Genomic DNA, 22,157 nt, shown 5'->3' on the forward strand with positions numbered 1-22,157 from the left:
TCTATTTTATAAAACCTATCCTTTTTACAGGCAATACTCTAATCCATGCATTACCTATGATCATATCTTCCGTCACATTTCCTATTGTTGAGATCCTTGAGTCTTCACTTCCGACTCTGTTATCACCCAATACAAAATATTCATTACTTGCCAACTTAATTTCGTCTGCAGCCAAACCGCCTGATGAAGCCTCAAAAAATTTATCCAATACTTCACCGTCTATATAAACCAAACCTTCTCTTATATTAACACTTTCACCGGGAAGCCCTATGACTCTTCTGATACACACTCTTCCGTCTGTATTTTGAAATGCTATCAAATCATATCTTTTAGGTTTTAAAAAAGTATATGTGGCTTTATTTATAAGTACAGCCTCTCCCTGCTCTATCTGCGGTGACATGGACTGACCGACCATAAAGGTTTTTGCTCCAAATATATACACCACAAACCATGCAAGTGAAAGTATCACTGCCAATTGCATCAATATGTCCAGTATTATTAAAAATCTTGACTCTTGTTTTTTTATTTTCATTTATTGACCTGTTTTTTTATTTTGTTTTTTGTTAAACTGATTATAGCATAAATGATGTTAGGAGAAAACTATGGAATATCGTATAGAGCATGACTCTATGGGCAGTATTGAAGTACCTGTGGACAAATATTACGGCGCTCAAACAGCAAGAAGTCTTTCAAACTTTAAAATCGGTACCGAAAAAATTCCGATGGAGGTTATAAGAGCATTTGCATATCTGAAATCAGCCTGTGCCGCTACAAATCTTGAACTTGGAAAATTGACGGAGGAAAAGTCAAACATTATAAGTAAGGTTTGCAATGAAATACTTGAAGGTAAACTTGACGAGCACTTTCCGCTCTCCGTATGGCAGACCGGCAGCGGTACTCAAAGCAATATGAATGTAAATGAGGTAATTACCAATAGAGGAAATAAGATTTTGGGTAAAAAGCTTTTGCATCCGAATGATGATGTAAATATGTCACAAAGTTCAAACGACACCTTCCCCGCCGCAATGCATATAGCCGCAGTCTTGGAAGTACAGGATAAACTCCTGCCTTCTTTAGAGAAGCTTATACTGGCATTTAAAAAACTTGAAGAGGAAAATAAAGGAATTGTAAAATCCGGAAGAACACATTTACAGGATGCCACTCCTATCGCCTTTTCACAGGAGATAAGCGGATGGAGGGCTTCCCTTGAAAATGATTACAAGCAAATAGAAAGTGCGCTTCCCTTTATAAAAAAGCTTGCTCTCGGTGCCACTGCTGTAGGTACGGGCCTCAATGCTCCTAAGGGATTTGACACTCTGGTTGCAAAGAATATCTCAAAACTTACCGGTAAAGATTTTGTCACCGACAGCAATAAATTCCATGCTTTAACTTCAAAATCCGAACTTGCCTTTGTACATGGAGCACTTTCATCTCTTTCAGGCGATTTGATGAAAACAGCAAATGATATAAGATGGCTTTCAAGCGGTCCAAGATGCGGTTTGGGTGAAATATTTATTCCTGAAAACGAACCCGGAAGCTCAATAATGCCCGGAAAAGTAAATCCGACTCAGTGTGAGTCAATGACTATGGTATGTGTACAGGTAATGTCAAATAATACGGCTGTAAATATGGCATCAAGCCAGGGAAATTTTGAGCTGAATGTATTTATGCCTGTGCTTATCCATAACTTCCTTCAGTCTGTCAGAATTTTATCTGAAGGAATGGACTCATTCAGAGTTCACTGTGTGTGCGGTATCAAGGCAAACAAACAAAAAATGCATGAAAATCTGCATAATTCACTGATGCTTGTAACCGCAATCAGTCCATATATCGGATATGAGAACGCTGCAAAAGTTGCCAAGCTTGCACATGAGAAAAATATTTCTCTGAAAGAGGCGACTCTTGTCATGAATCTTATGACAGAGGAAAAATTTGATGAGGTATTTAAACCTGAAGAAATGATATAAAAGAAAGGATATTTATGCAACAAACCAAGAAGCAGGATATGACCAAGGGGAATATTACCTTCGGGCTTTTATTATTCTTCTTCCCCATACTCCTTGGAACTTTCTTCCAACAGCTGTATAACACTGCAGATGCCGTTATCGTAGGTCAAAATGTCGGAAAGCTCGGACTTGCGGCCGTAGGTGGAACCACAAGTACAATAATCAATCTTTTTATAGGCGTTTTTGTAGGATTATCCTCCGGTTTCAGTGTAATCGTCTCACAACACTATGGTGCAAAAAATGATAGGCTTGTAAGTATATGCGTTCATACTTCAATTGCATTTTCACTTATAGTGGGAATCATAGTCAGTATATTAGGTATAATATTTTCAAAGACAATGCTTGCAAATATGAATATTCCGGATGATATGATGTCTATGGCATTACCCTATCTTCAAATATACTTTCTGGGACTTGCACCTAATCTTATCTACAATATGGGAGCCGGACTTCTTCGTGCTGTAGGTGATTCCAAAACTCCGCTTATATTCCTTGTTATAAGCTGTTTTGTGAATATAGTTTTAGACATTATATTGATACGCTATATGAATATGGGCGTAACAGGTGCAGCAATTGCAACCGTTACATCGCAAATAATCAGTGCAGTATTGGTTATTATAGTGCTCTATAAAAGAAATGATGCATTAAAATTAAGATTAAAAAATTTACAAATAAATTTTTCGGAGCTCAGGAAAATGATAAGTATAGGTACTGCCGCAGGAATGCAGTCTGCCATGTACACCATTGCAAATATACTTATTCAAGCATCTATAAACAGTCTCGGTACCGATACAATTGCCGCCTTTACCGCCTACGGTAAAATAGACACTCTCTTTTGGATGACTATACAGTCTCTCGGAATCTCCGTTACCACCTTCACCGGACAAAACTTCGGCTACGGTAATAAAGAAAGAGTAAAAAAAGGAATAATATACGGAATGATTTTATCTGTCGTAGTTACCGGAATAGTAATGATAATGTTAAAGCTCTTTGGAAGAAGTATTTATACCCTGTTTACCAAGGACGAGAATGTGTTAAAGATAGGTACGGATATGCTGAATTTTATGGTTGTCGCCTTCCCGGCATACATTATTATTGAGATCTTCTCAGGGTCTCTCAGAGGAATCGGTGACAGCTGGATACCTATGATAATGACCGCCGGAGGTGTATGCGTACTTCGAATAGTCTGGATAATTGTAATGGTACCGAAATTCCCGAATTTCTATACAATACTCTGGGCTTATCCGCTTTCATGGATAATAACCAGCACACTGTTTTTGATATATATGTTCGGCTTCAGCAAGATGAAGCTTTGGTTAAAATCCAATATATATACTATTGATTAACAAAAAGGCTGTAACTTAATTTTTCATAAGTTACAGCCCCACTTTTTATCTCGGTTTTCTTACTTCTATACCTCTTGACTCTATGCTTTGTCTTATATTAAGCATTTGTTGGTCCGTATTTGCTATCACATCGGCACATTCCTTAAGCTGTCTTTCAACATCATCGGAATCAATAAAATCTTTTTTGTATTTCAGCTGATGATCAAGGCTCGCCCAAAAATCCATGGCAATAGTCCTTATCTGTACCTCAACCCTCATAGGCTGCTTTTTCTCCGAGAAAAATACCGGTATCTCGATAATAAGATGGTAAGAGCGATATCCGTTTTCCTTCGGCTTTTTTATATAATCCTTTACAGCAATCAGTTTTACATCGTCCTGTCTTGTAAGCATATTCGCCACTTCATAAATATCATCAAGAAATGAACAGATAACTCTTATACCTGCCACATCATCCAGATTATTGACTATTGAATCAAGTGTAAGCGGAAGTCCGCGCCTTTTTAACTTTTCCACAATGCTTTTCGGCTTTTTTACTCTTGATTTTATCACCTCTATAGGGTTTCTTCTGTTTTTAACAGACAGTTCATCGTTTAAAACTTCCAACTTTGTCTTTACTTCCCTGATCGCACAGGTATACATCATCATGGCCTCTTGAAATTTCTGTGCCATTTCGTGTATTTCTTCAGGTATCTGTACCAAATCGGGAACTTGTACAATGGACTGCTCCAATTCGTTATTCGGGTTATTTGATATATACATAAGCTCTCCACTTCTTTTGCATACTCTTACCGGTATATGCCGGTCAAAATAATTATTTTAAAATATAATCTGCCGCCTCATCAAACCACGGTGCCTCAACATATTCCACAAGACCTGCATCCACCTGTCTTGCCACCTCAGGGTCTATAGGCAGTTTTGCAAGCACCTTTAAACCTTCTTTTTTTGCAATCTCATCAATATGACTCTTTCCAAATATCTCATGTCTGCTTCCACAGTCAGGACATTCAAAATAGCTCATATTTTCAACCAGTCCGAGTATCGGAACATTCATCTTCTTAGCCATGTTTACAGCCTTTGCAACTATCATCGAAACAAGCTCCTGAGGACTTGTAACTATTATAATTCCGTCAACCGGTATTGACTGGAAAACTGTAAGCGGAACATCACCTGTACCGGGTGGCATATCAACAAACATATAGTCGATATTATTCCATACTGTATCCTTCCAAAACTGCTTTACAACACCTGCTATTACAGGACCTCTCCATATAACCGGATCTGTCTCATTCTCTAAGATGAGATTTGTACTTACTACATTGATTCCTGTATTGGTAGCTGCCGGAATCATAAGCTGATCATATGTAACTCCCAGCTTGCCGCTAAGACCGAATGCCTTAGGTATGGAAGGTCCTGTAATATCGGCATCTATAATACCTACTCTAAAACCTTTTGACATTGCCTTAACAGCCATCAATGATGTCACAAGGCTTTTACCTACTCCACCTTTTCCGGAAACAATACCTATTACTTTGTTTACACTGCTTTGAGGGTCAAGTTCTTCCCTAAATTCATTATTTGCCATATTAAAACCGCATAGACTTTTGTCTATGATTTCCTTTCTTACTTTTATGATTACTCTATTGAGCACAAAGTAATTATACTAAAATAATCAATATTTTTCTATGCGTTTTGTTACATATCTGACTTTTATATTTTAAATCTTCTCCACAACCTTTACATTGTCGTTGCCAAGTCTCTCTGCAAGTATTCTGACAGCATCATCTGCCGGCACTCCCCACTCACCGCCAAGATCCTTTTTTGCTCTTTCTTTTTTCAGATATATAATTACGCTGTCATTTCCGCTCATCATACCTATATCTGTAAGAAGATTTCCAAGATCCTCTTCATAGCTTTCCTTATCGGCATACTGTATCCAAAGTTCTTTTTTAACTCTTCCGAACTCTCTTACAGTATCTACTATGAGTTTGCCTTCCTCTTCTCCCGAGGTGTCAACTCTCCCCTTAACAAATACTTTTCCACCTTCTACCAGCTCATTGCCGTAGTTTTCAAATGCTTTAGGAAATACAACAAGTTCCACTCTCCCATACAGATCTTCCAGAGTGCATATTGCCATCATATCGCCTTTTTTGGTAAATCTTTTATTTACCTCAACCAGCAATCCGCCAATGGTCAACTTAATTCCCGACTCTAAAGGAATCTCTCCGTTTTCATCCGGATAAAAGTCAATGCTTCTTGCATCGGAGTGTTTTTCCAAAAGTAAAATATATTCTTCCAGAGGATGCCCGCTGACGTACATTCCCATAACTTCCATCTCATATTTTAGAAGTTCTTCTTTCGGATACTCTTCTATATGAATGAGTTCAGACACAAAGCTATCCTTATCCTCTTCACTTACCACATCAAAAAATGACATCTGACCCGGTATTACCGCCTTGCTCTCCTTGGACTTCTTATCTATGAAAAGTTCCGCATTCAAGATCTTTTCATGTCTGTTTCCCTCCATACCGTCAAGCGCTCCCGACTTTATAAAGCCTTCAATACTTCTCTTATTCAAATCCTTTTGCGGAAGCCTGTTTATAAAGTTTTCAAGAGAAAGAAATTTTCCGTTTAAAGTCCTCTCTCTTACAATCGCATCAGATACCGCTTTTCCTACACCTTTTATGGTGGACAGTCCGAATCTTATGCCATCCTTATCTACACTGAATGCTCCCTCACCAAGATTTACATCCGGAGGTAATATCTTTATACCCATATCGGCAAGACCGCCCATATATTCAATAAGCTTGGTCGGGTTATCACTTACTGAAGTAAGTGAAGCCGCCATAAATTCCTTCGGATAATAATATTTAAGATAAGCCGTTTGATATGAGATAACCGCATAACAGGCTGCATGTGATTTGTTGAAGGCGTAACTCGCAAAGTCTATCATTTCATCAAAGATCTTGTTTGCCACATCTTCCCCTATACCGTTATTTATACAACCCTTGATACCCTTTTCTTCATTTCCGTATACGAAGTTCTTTCGTTCCATCTCCATAATATGTGCCTTTTTCTTGCTCATGGCACGGCGAACCTCATCACTTCCGCCCATGGTATATCCCGCCAGATCACGTACTATCTGCATTACCTGCTCCTGATAAACTATACAGCCGTAGGTCGGCTCAAGTATGGAAATAAGTTGCGGAGTATCATAACTTACCTTACCTTTATTGTTCTTACCTGCAATATATTTTGGAATAAAGTCCATAGGACCCGGACGATAAAGTGAAATACCGGCAATTATATCCTCCAGGTTTTCAGGCTTGAGTCTTTTCATAAAGCTTTGCATTCCGCCGCTCTCCAACTGAAATACCGCATCGGTCCTTCCTGTGGATATAAAATCATATACCTTCTTATCGTCATAATCTATATTTTTTAAATCGATATCTACATCATAATTTTTCCTTATCATCGCCAGTGCATTTTGTAGAACTGTAAGCGTACGCAGTCCTAAAAAGTCCATCTTTAAAAGGCCCAGTTCTTCCAAAGTCGTCATGGTGAATTGTGTTGTAACCGCATTATCCACTCCAAGTGCAAGCGGTACATATTCTTCAACCGCTTTTTTGGATATTACAACACCTGCAGCATGAATACTTGCATGTCTTGGCAGTCCCTCAAGTTTCAAGCTGTAATTTATAAGTTCATGCACCACTTCATCACTGTCATAAAGCTCTTTTAGTTCCTTATTTCTCTCAAGTGCAAGCCCCAATGTGATATCCTTATCCATAGGTATCATCTTTGCAATGCTGTCACATCGGGCATATGGAATCTCCATAGCTCTTCCGACATCTCTTATAACACCTCTTGCCTGCAATGTACCGAAAGTGATTATCTGGCATACTCTTTCACTGCCGTATTTGTTTACCACGTATTCAATAACTTCACCACGTCTTTCATCCGCAAAGTCCACGTCTATATCGGGCATGGAAACTCTCTCGGGATTTAAAAATCTCTCGAAAATAAGATTATACTTTATAGGATCAATATCAGTAATTCCAAGGCAGTATGATACTACACTTCCTGCTGCGGACCCTCTTCCGGGTCCTACTGAGATACCCTTGCTTCTTGCGTAATTTATATAGTCCCAAACTATCAAAAAATAGTCTATATAACCCATTTTTTCTATTACGCCAAGCTCATAGTACATTCTGCTCTTTATTTCTTCTCTGTTTGGATAATCGTCCGGGTAATTTCTTTCAAAACCGCTTTGACACAGACTTTCCAAGTATTCCTTTGCCGACATTTGATTCGGCACAGGATATTCAGGCAATTTGGTCTCACCGAATTTTATTTCCACATCACACATATCCGCTATCTTACCGGTATTTTCAACAGCATCTGTTGCATATGGAAATAGTGCCTTCATCTCATCTTCGGACTTTAAGAAAAATTGTCCGCCATCATATCTCATTCTGTCGGGATCGGACACTGTCTTACCGGTCTGTATACATAAGAGTATATCATGTGCTTTTGCATCTTCAGCATTTATATAGTGTATATCATTGGTTGCCACAAGCGGAATATCAAGCTCTTTTCCGATTTTTACCAGAACCTGATTCACATACTTTTGCTCGGGAATTCCATGGTTTTGAAGCTCCAAATAAAAAGAATCCTCGCCAAACAGATCCTTATATTTTTGTGCGGCCTTTCTTGCATCATCCTCTCTGCCTCTTGATATAAGCTTTGGGATTTCACCTGCCAAACAGGCTGAAAGCGCTATTATACCCTCATGATATTCCTGTAACAGTTCAAAGTCTATTCTCGGTTTATAATAAAAACCTTCGGTAAAACCTTTTGAAACTATCTTTGTCAGGTTCTCATAGCCCTTATTATTTTTTGCCAGTAAAATAAGGTGATAGTATCTGTCTCCCTGCTTTGCCTGCTTTTCAAATCTTGATGAAGGGCTTACATACACTTCACAACCAAGTATCGGTTTGATACCCTGTGCCTTTGCCTCTTTATAAAAATCTATGACTCCATACATCACTCCATGATCTGTAATGGCAAGTGATGTCATATTGAGTTCTTTTGCTCTACTTATTATCTCTTTTATCTTACAGGATCCGTCCAATAATGAATATCCTGTATGTACATGTAGATGTGTAAAAGACATATTTCTCCTCTTTTTCATTCAATACTTATTATATTATATCATATTTTTGGAAATTGGAGAGTATCTGTAAAAATCAATATTTATTACATTATGCAAATATAATTTATATTATTCTTCTTGTATTTTTCTTTACAAATGCTATAATAAATTCAAGAATATAAGAAAGGAGAAGTTTTATGGCACAGACAGTTAATGTAAACTTTCGTCTCGATGAGGCGGATAAAAAGAGAATGGAAAATGTTTGTAATGAGCTTGGACTTTCTATGAGTGCGGCCTTTACTATATTTGCCAAGAAAGTTGGCAGAGAGCATCGTATACCTTTTGAAGTCTCTATGGATCCGTTTTATTCGGAGAGTAATGTAGCTCATTTACGCCGAGGAGTGACTGCCCTTAATGCCGGACTTGGTGTAGAGCATGATATTATAGAGGAGTAAAACTTATGCATAAAATATAGTTTGATGAAGCATGGGAAGACTACCTTTATTGGCAAAGCCAAGACAGAAAAACTATAAAACGTATTAATGGGCTTATCAAGGATATTGAACGCAATTATTTTGACGGTATAGGCAAACCTGAGCCTCTTAAAGGTGAATTCAGCGGCTTTTGGAGCAGGCGTATCGATGATACCAATAGATTAATATATAGAATTTCTGATGGAGTTTTAGAAATTCTATCCTGTCGTGGACACTATAATTAATATAAAGGGAGATATCACAAAGTATATATTTTTTGTGATATCTCCCTTTTAAACAATAGACCACTTGTAGATAATCTATTTGCAACAGTCATGCTTTCCGTTAAGATTCCTGTTCGCATATAAAAGCACATCATTGTCCGCGCTGTTAAATTCTATAAAGCATATATCTTCTACATTAATTTTTATTTTATCATAAACTTTTGCATTTGATATATCTACACATTCCATAGCCACCGATACGGCATCTGATTCTGAAAAAAAGCCTGTATACATATCATCATCCGAATTTATCATAATAGTTGCTATTTTCTTACTCGAAATTATATATTCGAGGATATTTCTAATAGATATTTCACCGTCCAAGTCATTCATAGATAGCGTTTTTATATCTTTATCCTTCCAGTAATCTATATATAATTTCATTTTAGCTAAATATTCCGTACCCGTAAGGCATACGCTTATTATTTCTTTTTTAAAAGCATAAATCCCCGCTTCTCTTCCTTGATCATCAAAAGCTTTAAATATACAGATATCGTCATTTTGGTATAGCAGATATCCTACGCTAAAGCACTCATCATCTGTTGAATATATTTCATATAGCTTTCCTATTTCCATACTCGCCACTATATTCTCGCTCCAAATCCTCAATCAAATATTCATCACTCATACAATGCATATCGGAAATCCCTTTACTCATCAATTCATATGTAGATGAGTGATAAAATTTCTCTCTCCATAAATGCCCTAGTACCTGTTCATTCTCCCCTTATTCATCACAAATCCAAGCAGGGCACCTACTATACCTCCGAGGATATGAGTAAGATTTGAAATATTGTCCTGTACAAAGAATCCTTGATATATTTGCTCTCCGATATATAAAAGTGCTACAAGAATAAATGTAAAAGGAATTTTTCCTTCTTTAAATCCTGCAAATGATGAAAGCAGTATAAATGCAAATACTACACCGCTTGCCCCAAGCAATCCTGAAGACGGGAATACAAAGAAATGTACCAATCCTGTTACAAGTGCTGTTGCCAGAATAACAAAAAGTATATTTGCCGAACCGTACTTTTCTTCAAGCATCGGTCCGATTACAAGTATAAGCATTATATTTCCAAGGAAATGATCAAGGTTTGCATGACCAAGTACATGACCGAAGAATCTGATATATGTAAGAGGACTTATAAAAGACGATCTGTAAACACTAAAGAACAATCCTGTAGAAAGTCCGCCTGTAATAATGTCTGCCACAAATACTATAAAGCTTAAAATAACAAAGCCCAAAATAATCGGTGAATTAAATGAAATTTTTAATTTATTATCCATATTTTCTCCTCAACTTAGGTTTAACTAACCTGTTCTAAAAAAAGGGTGGATCAACCACCCTTATTATCTACTCTATCCACAGCTTCAACTATGTGAATGCGCATCTTGGAATTAGATGCCCTATCTCCCTCTATGTAGAGTATATATTCAACATAGACATTTATCTCATCTTCACTCATATCTATGAGTAAAAGCTTTGTCTCTGTTTCCATATCCAATCTTCCAAAGGGAGTGTCATATATTGTTTTGTACCTACTGTTATTGGCAAATACCATCTTGGAATTCACCACACCCTCTTTGATAATTTCAACCCTGTTCTTCTCTACTATTATTGTATTAAGGATAATTTCATCAAAACCTTGGGCTTCTTCCACGTAAGTTATTTTGTGTATATCACCATCAATATAGTGATTTCCTGAAATATTCACGGCAATAGGATCGTTCTCATCATACCTCAAATGAGAGCCGCTAATCTCAATATCTACAAATTCTTTCATAATCTTCTACCTTAAAACCATAGTAGAAGCCGCAATGCGGTCTCTACCCAACCCTAAGCTACCACTGGTTGTTATGCAAATATCAAGTTTAAAATAAAAGAATGATAGTTTACTAGAAAAATGTATCTCCCCACTATTCTATATAAAATAACCTTAAATAAAAAACTGATAACTATGCTCAACAAAGAATGCCTGTCTGCTTTATGTACACTCTTGTCTAGCCAATCCAATTTGTATGCATTCTGCAAAGCTTTAAATGTTTTTTAATCGTAACAATATCGTTTATTATCACTAAAATTCCTCTATATTGACTATACCGGCTTTCTTTACTATGCCGGGCATAATAGAAGATGCAAAATCACTAAATCTTTCCGCCATATCACTAACATAGAAGTCATGAAAAACTTCGCCGTCATCCACAGCACAAAGATTTTCACTCTCCAACAAAGATTTCAACTCTTTCGCGGTCTCATATGCAGGATTTACAAGGGAAACTTCCTCTCCCATAATCCTTCCGAAAGTCTTATACAGTAAAGGATAATGGGTGCATCCCAATACCAGACTGTCAATATGTCTGCTCTTTAATTCACTAACATACCTTGAAATAATCTCATCTGTAACTCTGTCATTTATAAGTCCCTCTTCTACCAAAGGAACCAAAAGCGGACAGGCCTTTTGTATTACTTCAAGTTCATTATTTATCTGATGAATAGTTTTCTCATATATACCGCTTGATATGGTTCCGCTGGTACCCACAACTCCAATCCTTCCCACCTTTGTAGTTTTGGCGGCAGTTATGGCACCTGCATGAATAACACCCATAATCGGTATATCAATCTCTGTCTTTAATATGTCAAGCGCAAAAGCACTGGCGGTATTGCACGCAATTACAATAGCTTTTACATTTTTTGTCTGTAAAAATTTTACAATCTGTCCGGAGTATTTGATAATAGTATCTCTTGACTTGGAGCCGTATGGAACTCTTGCCGTATCTCCAAAATAAACAGTACTTTCATTTGGCATCTGCGACACTATTTCCCTTGCTACCGTAAGCCCTCCGACACCCGAATCAAATATTCCTATAGGTAAATTCAAGAAAAATCACCTTCTCTCAAAAGCCAAATCAATGAGTTTGTCAATCAGCTCTTTCTTTCCTATACCTGCAGCCTCAAATAACATAGGATACATACTTATTGCGGTAAATCCGGGCATTGTATTTATCTCATTAAATACAATCTCTCCGTCTTCCCTTGCAAAGAAGTCCACTCTTGAAAGTCCAAATCCGTCCAAAGCTGTAAAAATCTTTTTTGCACACTCAGGAAGTTTTTCTCTTACTCCGTCAGGAAGCTTTGAATCAAGCAATGTAAGTGAATCAAGCTTATATTTTGCATCGTAATCATAAAATGTTGCCGCAGATTTTATCTCACCCACTCCGCTTGCCATTACATCTCCCGGTTTACCAAGCACTCCACATTCCACCTCATGTCCAACTATAGTCTCTTCCACAAGAACTTTTCTGTCATGATTTAGAGCTTCTCTTATTCCGTTTTCCAGTTCCTCTCTGTTTGAAGCTTTTGATACACCTCTTGAAGAACCGGCATTTGAAGGCTTTACAAATACAGGATAATCAAATCTGTTTTCAATCCTCTTTATTACTCCTTCAAAATCCTTCCTCGCTTCATAGTCAAGTACCGGCTCATATGCGGCCTGTCTTATACCGAGCTTGTCAACTACAAGTTTTGTATAGAGCTTGTCCATACCTACGGCACTGGCCAAAACTCCACATCCTACATAGGGAATCTTTGCAAGTTCCAACAGCCCTTGAATAGTACCGTCTTCACCATAAAGTCCATGTAGCACAGGGAATACCACATCCATATGAATTTCTTTATATTCCCCATCTGTCTCTACTATTATACACTTTTTTGTCGCATCAGGCAAAATAAATGCACTTGTTCTTGAATTAATCCAACTTCCGTCTTCCATTGAAGATATATTCTCAACCTTGAGCCATTTACCTTCCTTGGTGATACCGATTAAAATGAGCTCATATTTATCAGTATCCACCTGTTTTGATATATTGGTTGCAGATATTACAGATATCTCATGTTCAGAGGACTGTCCTCCGAATATTATCGCTAATTTCCTCATTATTTTGTAGGTGTTTCCTTAATCTTCTTGGAAACATTGACCTCCTGATTATTTATATGCTCGGCAATGATTCTCTTAGCCTCCGACTTGTCTCTACTCTTTAATGCCTTTAATATCATTTCATGCTCTTCCATAAGCTGATTTCTTGTTGCTTCAGCCTTTACATATTCAAGTCTGTAACGATACATCTGCTCACGTAGATTATTTATCATCTGAACCAACTTATCATTGCCTGTGCTTGTAAATATTATATCATGAAATTTCTCATCTGCACGTGCAATATCAATAATATCTTTATTTTCTATTGAATCAACAAATTCCTCTTCAGCCTGCTCAAGCTCATTTAGCTCCTCATCCGTAATCTTTGTACATGAAAGTTCTATTGCAAGCTCCTCCAGGGCTCTTCTTACTTCCAGAGTATCTCTAAGATTCTTTTCGGTAATCCCTGCAACCTCTGCACCCTTTCTCGGAATCATAAGCACAAGGCCTTCAAGTTCAAGCATTCTAATAGCTTCTCTTATAGGTGTTCTTGACACTCCAAGCTTCTTTGAGAGAGCTATCTCCATAAGTCTCTCACCCGGCTGCAACTCTCCTCTTAGAATTGCCTGTCTTAAAGTTTTAAAAACCACATCTCTCAGTGGCATATATTCATCTCCATCTGCATGCGAAAAAGCTGTCATTGTATCCTCCATACATCTTTCTATAGCGTATTTGTAATCTGTATATAATTTATTCTATCGTCTCTTTCCAATATCTCTTTGGTTTTTTGCATATCCTCATCATTTTCATAGATACCGAATATTGCGGTTCCGCTTCCACTCATAAGAGCTCCCAGACAATTATTCTCAAGCATTTTTTGCTTTATATCCGATATCAAAGGCAAAAGCTTTATGGAAGGTACCTCCAAAATATTATCAAGTCGCTTTGCAATTTTTTCTATCTTTGTCTTATCGGCTTCATCACTCTCTATGACGGAAACCATTTCCCGTACATCTTTATGTTTAAAACCTGCCTTGTTAAGTCCTTCTATATCAAGACTCTCATATACCGTTTTTGTAGAAAGCCCCGCTTTCGGTTTTACTATTAAAAGTTTCATTTTAGGTAAGGGACTTAAGTGCCTAAGCTTTTCTCCGATTCCCCTTGCCAGTACCGTTCCTCCCGTTATACAAAAAGGTATATCGGCACCAAGACTTGCTCCCAGTTCCAAAAGTCTCTCATCGCTTACGCCAAGTTTAAAAAGTTCATTCACCGCTTTTAATGTTGCCGCCGCATCCGCACTTCCACCTGCCATTCCGGCTTCCATCGGGATATTCTTCTCAAGCAAAACTTCAACACCAAAATCTTTACCGGTTTCATTTTGCAAAAGCACTATGGCCTTGTATATAAGATTGGTCTCATCCATTGCCAAATCCGTATTGTATGATTTAAGTAATATCTTTTTTTCTTCAAGTTCTTTTATTTCAAGTACGTCAAATATATCAACATTTGTCATAACCATTTCTACTTCATGGTAGCCGTTTTCTTTTCTTCTCAGTACGTCCAAGCATAAATTAATTTTTGCAAATGCCCTTACTTTCATTCAATAAACCTCTGTATTTTACTGCCCCTAAAAATATTGTTCCTAAAATTATACATTAAAATTTGTATAAAAACAACAGTTAGGTTTTTCTAACCCGCATATACAACTAAACATCACTCTATTAAAATCAACCAAATGATTTAATACAAATATCCTAATTTTTGCTGAAGCATTCATTTATTATCACTCCAAGTTTTTTAGCAAAATTAACAGATGCTATATTTGATTTGTCTATTTGTGCATATACATCAATTATTTTTAACGACTCTCTTAGGTAATCCAGTAAATATCTGCAAACTTTAAATGTGTATCCGCACCTTCGGTATCTTTCTTCAGTCATATATGAAATATAACATTTTCCGTCTTTATTATAAAATCCTGCCAGACCCATGAACTCTTTATCGTTTTCAAATACATATAATCCATAGCCGTAAAAATCATAGTGAAGAGAAATATATTCCTGTAAGTCATTTTTGGTTTTAAAAGGAAATTCCTTAAAAGAAGATAAAATTTCAAAGTCGTCGGGTCTCATCTCACGAATATTTATACCTTCCACTTTGCCTATATCAAAAGGCATACCCAAAGTTCTGTAGGCAACCTTCTTTATATATTCATCATCAATATCTCCAAGACTTTCCACTGCATATTTTGAAACCGATATATCTATATCTTCTTTACCAAGTATAGCAATTGTGGCTTTGTGGGAGTTAAATGCCTCCCACAAAGCCACATTCTCATCTGATATCAATATATCACAATGCTGTCCTGAAATATTAACACTTTTCAGGAGCTTCATAAGTCTCGCCGAATGTATCCACTGTCATAGTTGCAATCTTCTGCTCTGTATTCGGTCTGTCATTGTAATCTGTATCTACAGCCGCTATTTTATCTACTACATCCATTCCCTCGATTACCATTCCGAATGCAGCATATGCTCCGTCTAAATGAGGTGCATCCTGATGCATTATAAAGAACTGTGAACCTGCTGAATTTGGGCTCATAGCTCTTGCCATTGATATAACTCCTCTGCTATGTGCCAAATCATTCTGAAATCCGTTCTGGTTAAACTCTCCCTTTATTTGATAATCCGGACCACCCATTCCGTTTCCCTGTGGGCATCCGCCCTGTATCATAAATCCTGAAATTACTCTGTGGAATGTGAGTCCGTCATAGAACTTCTCATTAATCAGGCTGATAAAGTTTCTTACAGTGTTTGGAGCCACCTCAGGATAAAGTTCGATTTTGATTACTGAGCCGTCTGTCATTGTTAATGTTACTATTGGGTTTTTCATGTTTTCTCTCCTTTATAATCCCAATAAAGTCACTCGAATGTATGCATCCTTGTGACTTTATTTATAGGACCTCTACGGTCATTCATTTATCTGTATTTTACCATATTCCTACTTATTTTTGTATAAAAAAGTAGGATATTTTATTTGGTTTTTTATTTTATCTATTAATTATTTTACTATTTCTACCTGCATTGTATTTGTATATTTTGCAGGTCCTCTCTCAATTTTCTCAGGTATGATGCCTGCTGTAATTACTACAAGGTCATTTTCTTTAATGTATTTTCCTGATTTTAATGTCTCAACTGAAGATGATATAAGCTCATCTGTAGTATCCGCTCTCTTTGCCCATACAGGAACTACACCGTAGAAAAGCTGCATCTGACGAACCGTTGAAATACTTGGACTCATTCCGTAAACAGGTATACTTGATCTCCACTTTGAAAGCATTCTTGTGGTAAATCCTGTAATTGAAGGTGCTATGATTGCTTTTGCATCCAATTGGTCTGCTGTATATACTGCTGCATAGCCAACCTGATTTGAAATATTCTTCTTGTCCATCTTATTTACTTTTCTGCCTCTGTAAAGTGCATGATCAAGATGTATCTCAGTCTCTTTTGCTATCTTTACCATCATTTTAAGTGCCTCAAGAGGATACTTACCCATTGCGGACTCACCTGAAAGCATTATTGCATCGGTACCGTCATATATAGCATTTGCAACGTCTGAAACCTCGGCTCTTGTAGGTCTTGGATTTCTTATCATCGAATCAAGCATCTGTGTAGCTGTAATTACAGGCTTTCCTGCTACAGAACATTTTTCAATAATCTTTTTCTGTATAAAAGGCAATTTTGCGGCATCTATCTCAACACCCATATCACCTCTTGCAACCATTATACCGTCGCTTGCTTCAATGATATCATCCATATTTTCGATGCCTTCCTGGTTTTCAATCTTTGAAATAATCTGGATAGTTGAACCCTTCTCCTTTAATATTTCTCTAATCTGACGAACCGCATCTCCGTTTCTTATAAAGGAAGCCGCAATAAAATCAAATCCGTTGTCACAGGCAAACTTTACATCTTCGATATCCTTATCTGTAAGTGCAGGCAACTTTATAGAGACTCCCGGTACATTCACACCCTTTTTCTCTCCAAGCTCGCCGCCGTTTAGAATTTTAGTATGTATATCGGATCCTTCAACAGCTTCTACCTCAAGCTCGATAAGACCGTCATCTATAAGTATCCTGTCTCCCGCCTTTACATCATCGTTAAGACCGCTGTAATTGATAAAGCCTTTCTTATCATTTCCTACACATTCGTTTATTGTGAGTGTATATTCATTTCCGGCTACTAATGTTACCTTCTGACCGCCTTCAAGTAAACCTGTTCTTATTTCAGGACCCTTTGTATCAAGAAGAGCCGCAACATGCTTTCCTGTCTCTTCTCTTACTTCTCTCAGTATATTCAGTCTGCCCAGATGCTCCTCATAATCGCCATGTGAAAAATTGAATCTGGCAACATCCATTCCTGCAATCGCCATATCTTTCATAAGTTTTTTATCGTTTGTGTTTGGACCCATGGTACAGATAATCTTTGTTCTCTTCATTTCTTTTCCTCTTTATTTTTATAAGCGTAAATACTACCACTCATTTTTAAATGTATCAAGATATATTTAAAAATGAACGGCAAACCAATAATACTTCAAAATACGGATGTAAACTCTATTCCACATGAATATGTGTATATAAATGGTCTGAGCAATACTCCAAATTCCCCTTACATTTAGAACAGAATCTAAACTCCAGTGTATCGTCATCTTTTTCGGTTCTTCCACAAACCGCACATTTATGTATCGACTCTCCTGCCGGTCTTATTTTGGCCGCCTTTTTAAATTTCGCCCTTCCGGCTATACTCTTCGGTGATATTCTATACCAATTTCTTGTAAGTAAATAGAATATTACAAAGTTAAACAAGCTAAGCCCTATTGATACCTTTGTAATGACGCCACCCATTATAAAGCTATATGCTTCAATAAGTAAATATACAAATGCCAAATATTTTGCCTTTATCGGTAGTACAAAGTATACATAAAAGCTCATCTCAGGATAAGTTACGGCAAAAGCCAAAAATATTGACATATTAAGGCTGTCGGGTGTTAGAGGATAATAACTTACAAAATCTCCGTATATTGCATACAGCACAAATGCTCCGACAATAAGGAAGAAATATCCCATAAACATATAGAGATTAAATCTGAAACTTCCCCAAACCCTTTCAAGATTGCTTCCGAGATTATAATACAAATACAGCATTATAGCTCCGAAAAATATACTTTGATCCGGTGCATACATAGTCCATGTAAGAATTCTCCACACCTGACCCGAGAGTATTTTAGGTATATCCAGTGATAAATAATTATAATATATTTCTATATTTATCAGAGATATAGCAAAACCTATACTATATAATACAGTCAAATACATCATCAAATTTTTGATAGCGTACCTGCCGATTTTTCTTTCCAATTTTTCTAAAAAACCCATCGCACTCCTTTCCTACATCTATTTTTTGATGGACTTTGTGTATTAAAGCCTTTTGCCAAAGAACACGCGCCTATTATAACATTTATACTGCTTGTATGTAAATGATTTGAGTTCTTAGTATACACCTAAAAATATTTTTGTTGACATAAGAAAATTTTTATATTAGAATTCAAAAAAATAATCAAACCGTTGATATGGAGATAAAGTTAGTCATGACTTCACAGAGAGTCCGGGAAGGTGAGAGCCGGATAAGAAACAGTCTAGCAAATGGACCATGGAGGGTGTAGTCAAATGCTTCGGCAAAGTATACTACAACGTACGCATACGTCAGTTGCAAGGGATATGTAGGTATCTTAAAGTGCACAGGTCATACTGTGAATCAAGGTGGCACCGCGATTTTTTATTGTTGAAATTTCGTCCTTGACAAATATCAGCCTTTTTAGGTTTTTATTTGTCAGGGACTTTTTTATTTACTCAGGAGGACTTATGGTTTTTATATTAAAAGCAGGCATCAGTGAAGAGGCGATACAAAACTTTAGAAAAGAATTTGAAGATATAGGATTTGATACAATATATGCACCCGGAACAGAACATACGGCAGTTTGCTTAATCGGGAACACTTCAAAAATAGATATGGACACCATTGTGGCAACTCATCCGATAGTTGACTATGGAAAAAGGGTTACAGAAATATATAAAGCGGCAGGCAGAACCGTTCATCCTGATGATACCGTCATAAAGGTAAACGATATCAGTATAGGTACCGGAACATTTACCGTTATTGCAGGACCTTGCAGTGTGGAAACAAGCGAACAGATTACAATGGTCGCAAGAAGTGTTAAAGACAGTGGAGCTGTAATACTTCGTGGAGGCGCATTTAAACCGAGAACTTCTCCTTATGCTTTCCAGGGACTTGGCAAGGAAGGAATTGACTTTTTGGAAAGTGCCAAGGCCGCAGTAAATATTCCGATTATTTCAGAGGTAATGAATCAGACACAGTTACCGCTGTTTGAGAATGTTGACATTATTCAAATCGGTGCAAGAAATATGCAAAACTTTGATTTACTTAAAGAAGTCGGAAAGTTGAAAAAACCTATACTTTTAAAGCGTGGGCTTTGTAACACTGTTGAGGAATTCCTTATGAGCGCCGAATATATCATGGCTTCCGGCAATGAAAATGTCATACTCTGTGAGCGAGGTATCAGAACCTTTGAAACCGCCACAAGAAATACTTTGGACCTTGGAGCAGTCGCACTTTTAAAAGAGAAAACTCATCTTCCGGTGTTGGTTGATCCAAGTCATGCGGTAGGTATCAGATCACTCGTACCGCCGCTTGCAAAAGCAGCACTTGCTGTAGGTGCAGACGGTATTATGGTTGAAGTACACAATGATCCCGCAAAGGCATTATGTGACGGTGCACAATCACTTGACCTTGATCAGTTTGCAGCGCTTATGGATGAAATCAAAAAAAGAGTTGTACTTGAAGGAAGGACATTATAGTATGTATTACCCTACATTAAATGAAATAGAAAAGATAAAAGAAAATAAAGAATATACTCTCGCACCGATCAGTATGGAAATATTATCCGACTTTATCACACCTATTGAAGCGATAAGAATTCTAAAAAAGGCCTCAACTCATGCCTATATGTTGGAATCTGCAAAGGCTAACGAAAACTGGAGTAGGTACACATTCCTTGGCTTTGACCCTGAGCATTCCATAAGCTGCATAGATAAACAAATGAATGTGGACGGTGAGGAATTTACCTGCTCCGATCCTACCGGTTATCTAAGAGATTTGTTGAAAAAATATAAAAGTCCAAGACTCGCCTCTTTACCTCCTTTTACAGGCGGTCTGGTCGGATATTTTTCATTTGACTATATAAACTACAAGGAACCAAGTATAAAAAGGAATGTAGATGATTCTGAGGGCTTTAAAGATATTGATGTAATGCTTTTTAAGGATGTTATTGTATTTGACCATGTAAAGCAAAAAATCATCCTTATTACAAATATTTCACTGGATGAAGATACTACTATAGCCTATGAGGAAGCTGTTAAAAAACTTGAAAAAATAAAGATCCTTTTATTTACAGGTGAAAAATCATATGAAACAGGGAAATTGCTCTCTGAAGTAAAACCTTTGTTTTCAGAAAAAGAATTCTCAGAAATGATTGCAAAAGCAAAGCATCATATCAAAGAAGGCGATATCTTCCAAATAGTGCTTTCAAATCGATTGCAGGCGGACTTTTGCGGAAGCCTTTTTGATACCTACAGAGTACTTAGAACAGTAAACCCTTCACCGTATATGTTTTATTTTTCAGGTACCGATGTTGAGATTGCAGGAGCCTCACCTGAAACTTTGGTAAAACTTGAAGACGGAATACTACATACCTTCCCACTTGCCGGTACAAGACCCAGAGGAAAAAATGAGGTAGAGGACCTTCTCTTGGAAGAAGAACTCCTGGCTGATAAAAAGGAACTGGCTGAACACAATATGCTGGTAGACCTGGGAAGAAATGACCTTGGCAAGATAAGCAAATTTGGAAGTGTAAAGGTGGAAAAACTCCACTCTATAGAAAGATATTCACATGTAATGCATATAGGCTCTACAGTCAGGGGTGAAATAAGACCTGAAAATGATGCACTGGATGCACTTGAAGCTGTTCTTCCTGCAGGTACCCTCTCAGGAGCACCAAAAATTCGTGCCTGTCAGCTTATCGGTGAACTTGAAAACAACAAAAGAGGGGTTTACGGAGGAGCTATAGGATATATTGATTTTACCGGAAATATGGATACCTGTATTGCTATCAGACTTGCCTATAAGAAAAACGGAAAAGTATTTATCAGAAGCGGTGCCGGTATTGTAGCAGACTCCAAACCTGATAAGGAATATATGGAAAGCATAAATAAGGCAGGTGCTGTAGTAGATGCACTAAGAAAGGCTCAGGAGATAAACAAATGATTTTATTGATTGATAATTATGACAGTTTTTCCTACAACCTGTTTCAAATGGTAGGTGAAATTAATCCTGATATAAAAGTAATAAGAAATGATGAAATGAATGTGGAAGAAATAAAAGTTCTTGCTCCCGCAAAAATTATTATATCTCCGGGTCCCGGAAGGCCTGAGGATGCAGGTGTAATTATAGATGTAGTAAAGGAGCTTGGACAAAGTATTCCGATCCTCGGAGTTTGTCTTGGACATCAGGCAATTTGTATGGCATTTGGGGCAACTATAACCTATGCCAAAGAGCTTATGCATGGAAAAGACTCTCTTACATATTTTGATACCGACAGTACTATTTTTTCAGGGCTTCCAAATAAAAGCAAGGTTGCCAGATATCACTCACTTGCCGCAAGTAACGATACCATTCCTCACGATTTAAAAGTGGTAGCAAAAACAGATGACGGTGAAGTAATGGCGGTGGAACATAGACATTACCCAATCTACGGCGTACAGTTCCATCCGGAATCCATAATGACAGAATATGGAAAGGAAATGTTGAGGAATTTTTTACAGAATTGAAATTTTAGCCATACATTATA

General features: G+C 37.3%; 21 protein-coding genes, 2 pseudogenes and 1 other annotated feature. Of the genes and pseudogenes, 7 read left to right on the forward strand and 16 right to left on the reverse strand.

Going from position 1 to position 22,157, the window contains the following annotated elements; genetic code table 11:
• Position 1 precedes the first annotated feature (1 nt).
• Entirely contained in the window at positions 2–532 is a 531-nt protein-coding gene (gene lepB, locus HMPREF1140_RS07925; RefSeq protein WP_009663364.1) for a signal peptidase I, read from the reverse strand.
• 70 nt (positions 533–602) lie between these two features.
• Here lepB and fumC point away from each other — a divergent pair, with 70 nt between their 5' ends.
• Positions 603–1,967: a class II fumarate hydratase gene (gene fumC / locus HMPREF1140_RS07930; protein ID WP_009663351.1), complete on the forward strand. Its 1,365-nt coding sequence runs from the start codon at positions 603–605 to the stop codon at positions 1,965–1,967.
• A gap of 14 nt (positions 1,968–1,981) precedes the next feature.
• On the forward strand, positions 1,982–3,352 hold the full coding sequence (locus HMPREF1140_RS07935) for an MATE family efflux transporter (RefSeq protein ID WP_009663277.1): 1,371 nt from the start codon (positions 1,982–1,984) through the stop codon (positions 3,350–3,352).
• A gap of 45 nt (positions 3,353–3,397) precedes the next feature.
• Here HMPREF1140_RS07935 and HMPREF1140_RS07940 read toward each other — a convergent pair whose 3' ends face one another.
• The 3 genes from HMPREF1140_RS07940 to HMPREF1140_RS07950 form a co-directional block, all read right to left on the reverse strand.
• Entirely contained in the window at positions 3,398–4,111 is a 714-nt protein-coding gene (locus HMPREF1140_RS07940; RefSeq protein ID WP_009663330.1) for a GTP pyrophosphokinase, read from the reverse strand.
• A 52-nt stretch (positions 4,112–4,163) separates the two neighbouring features.
• Entirely contained in the window at positions 4,164–4,934 is a 771-nt protein-coding gene (locus HMPREF1140_RS07945) for an Mrp/NBP35 family ATP-binding protein (protein WP_009663282.1), read from the reverse strand.
• Between the two features lie 132 nt (positions 4,935–5,066).
• Positions 5,067–8,525: a DNA polymerase III subunit alpha gene (locus HMPREF1140_RS07950; protein ID WP_009663212.1), complete on the reverse strand. Its 3,459-nt coding sequence runs from the start codon at positions 8,523–8,525 to the stop codon at positions 5,067–5,069.
• A 176-nt stretch (positions 8,526–8,701) separates the two neighbouring features.
• Here HMPREF1140_RS07950 and HMPREF1140_RS07955 point away from each other — a divergent pair, with 176 nt between their 5' ends.
• Both HMPREF1140_RS07955 and HMPREF1140_RS13280 read left to right on the forward strand, forming a co-directional pair.
• Positions 8,702–8,959, forward strand: a complete 258-nt coding sequence (locus tag HMPREF1140_RS07955; protein ID WP_009663383.1) for a type II toxin-antitoxin system RelB/DinJ family antitoxin — start codon at positions 8,702–8,704, stop codon at positions 8,957–8,959.
• A gap of 23 nt (positions 8,960–8,982) precedes the next feature.
• Positions 8,983–9,222: pseudogene (locus HMPREF1140_RS13280) on the forward strand (Txe/YoeB family addiction module toxin); the annotation flags it as partial.
• A gap of 75 nt (positions 9,223–9,297) precedes the next feature.
• On the opposite strand, the gene HMPREF1140_RS07960 reads toward HMPREF1140_RS13280, so the two are convergent.
• The 12 genes and pseudogenes from HMPREF1140_RS07960 to HMPREF1140_RS08010 form a co-directional block, all read right to left on the reverse strand.
• The gene (locus HMPREF1140_RS07960; RefSeq protein ID WP_242822876.1) at positions 9,298–9,837 is read right to left on the reverse strand and encodes a hypothetical protein; all 540 of its coding nucleotides are present in this window, start codon (positions 9,835–9,837) and stop codon (positions 9,298–9,300) included.
• Positions 9,815–9,946 (reverse strand): annotated as a pseudogene (locus HMPREF1140_RS14050) (DUF3791 domain-containing protein); the annotation flags it as partial. The gene HMPREF1140_RS07960 and the pseudogene HMPREF1140_RS14050, both read right to left, overlap by 23 nt.
• Positions 9,947–9,966: 20 nt before the next feature.
• Positions 9,967–10,548 (reverse strand): rhomboid family intramembrane serine protease, encoded by a 582-nt coding sequence (locus tag HMPREF1140_RS07965; RefSeq protein ID WP_009663278.1) that lies wholly within the window; start codon positions 10,546–10,548, stop codon positions 9,967–9,969.
• A 50-nt stretch (positions 10,549–10,598) separates the two neighbouring features.
• Positions 10,599–11,045 carry a DUF1934 domain-containing protein gene (locus tag HMPREF1140_RS07970; protein ID WP_009663207.1) on the reverse strand — a complete coding sequence of 149 codons (447 nt, stop codon included), beginning with the start codon at positions 11,043–11,045 and terminating at the stop codon, positions 10,599–10,601.
• 291 nt (positions 11,046–11,336) lie between these two features.
• Positions 11,337–12,140: a glutamate racemase gene (gene murI, locus HMPREF1140_RS07975; RefSeq protein WP_009663359.1), complete on the reverse strand. Its 804-nt coding sequence runs from the start codon at positions 12,138–12,140 to the stop codon at positions 11,337–11,339.
• A gap of 6 nt (positions 12,141–12,146) precedes the next feature.
• On the reverse strand, positions 12,147–13,196 hold the full coding sequence (locus HMPREF1140_RS07980; protein ID WP_009663280.1) for a D-alanine--D-alanine ligase family protein: 1,050 nt from the start codon (positions 13,194–13,196) through the stop codon (positions 12,147–12,149).
• Entirely contained in the window at positions 13,196–13,876 is a 681-nt protein-coding gene (locus HMPREF1140_RS07985; protein WP_009663297.1) for a GntR family transcriptional regulator, read from the reverse strand. The genes HMPREF1140_RS07980 and HMPREF1140_RS07985 overlap by 1 nt, the downstream gene beginning before the upstream one ends.
• A 20-nt stretch (positions 13,877–13,896) precedes the next feature.
• A complete protein-coding gene (gene ispE / locus HMPREF1140_RS07990; RefSeq protein WP_009663393.1) occupies positions 13,897–14,775 on the reverse strand; it encodes a 4-(cytidine 5'-diphospho)-2-C-methyl-D-erythritol kinase in 879 nt (292 codons plus the stop codon).
• A gap of 154 nt (positions 14,776–14,929) precedes the next feature.
• Complete coding sequence (locus HMPREF1140_RS07995) at positions 14,930–15,571, reverse strand: GNAT family N-acetyltransferase (protein WP_009663321.1); 642 nt, start codon at positions 15,569–15,571, stop codon at positions 14,930–14,932.
• Positions 15,549–16,067, reverse strand: coding sequence for a peptidylprolyl isomerase (locus HMPREF1140_RS08000; protein ID WP_009663199.1), 519 nt, complete (start codon positions 16,065–16,067; stop codon positions 15,549–15,551). The genes HMPREF1140_RS07995 and HMPREF1140_RS08000 overlap by 23 nt, the downstream gene beginning before the upstream one ends.
• Before the next feature lie 168 nt (positions 16,068–16,235).
• On the reverse strand, positions 16,236–17,672 hold the full coding sequence (gene pyk, locus HMPREF1140_RS08005; RefSeq protein ID WP_009663179.1) for a pyruvate kinase: 1,437 nt from the start codon (positions 17,670–17,672) through the stop codon (positions 16,236–16,238).
• Positions 17,673–17,787: 115 nt separating this feature from the next.
• Positions 17,788–18,609, reverse strand: coding sequence for a membrane protein (locus HMPREF1140_RS08010; RefSeq protein ID WP_009663313.1), 822 nt, complete (start codon positions 18,607–18,609; stop codon positions 17,788–17,790).
• A 180-nt stretch (positions 18,610–18,789) separates the two neighbouring features.
• Positions 18,790–19,034, forward strand: a binding site (T-box leader).
• 61 nt (positions 19,035–19,095) lie between these two features.
• Between HMPREF1140_RS08010 and aroF the strand changes: the two genes are divergently transcribed.
• Genes aroF through HMPREF1140_RS08025 form a run of 3 tightly spaced genes read left to right on the forward strand, consistent with a single transcriptional unit; the run spans position 19,096 to position 22,137 of the window.
• Complete coding sequence (gene aroF / locus HMPREF1140_RS08015) at positions 19,096–20,109, forward strand: 3-deoxy-7-phosphoheptulonate synthase (RefSeq protein WP_009663344.1); 1,014 nt, start codon at positions 19,096–19,098, stop codon at positions 20,107–20,109.
• Between the two features lies 1 nt (position 20,110).
• The gene (gene trpE / locus HMPREF1140_RS08020) at positions 20,111–21,574 is read left to right on the forward strand and encodes an anthranilate synthase component I (RefSeq protein WP_009663310.1); all 1,464 of its coding nucleotides are present in this window, start codon (positions 20,111–20,113) and stop codon (positions 21,572–21,574) included.
• Positions 21,571–22,137 carry an anthranilate synthase component II gene (locus tag HMPREF1140_RS08025; RefSeq protein WP_009663271.1) on the forward strand — a complete coding sequence of 189 codons (567 nt, stop codon included), beginning with the start codon at positions 21,571–21,573 and terminating at the stop codon, positions 22,135–22,137. Before trpE ends, HMPREF1140_RS08025 begins: the two co-directional genes overlap by 4 nt.
• The last annotated feature ends 20 nt before the right edge of the window (positions 22,138–22,157 follow it).

The organism is Lachnoanaerobaculum sp. ICM7 (genome assembly GCF_000287675.1).
GTDB lineage: Bacteria > Bacillota > Clostridia > Lachnospirales > Lachnospiraceae > Lachnoanaerobaculum.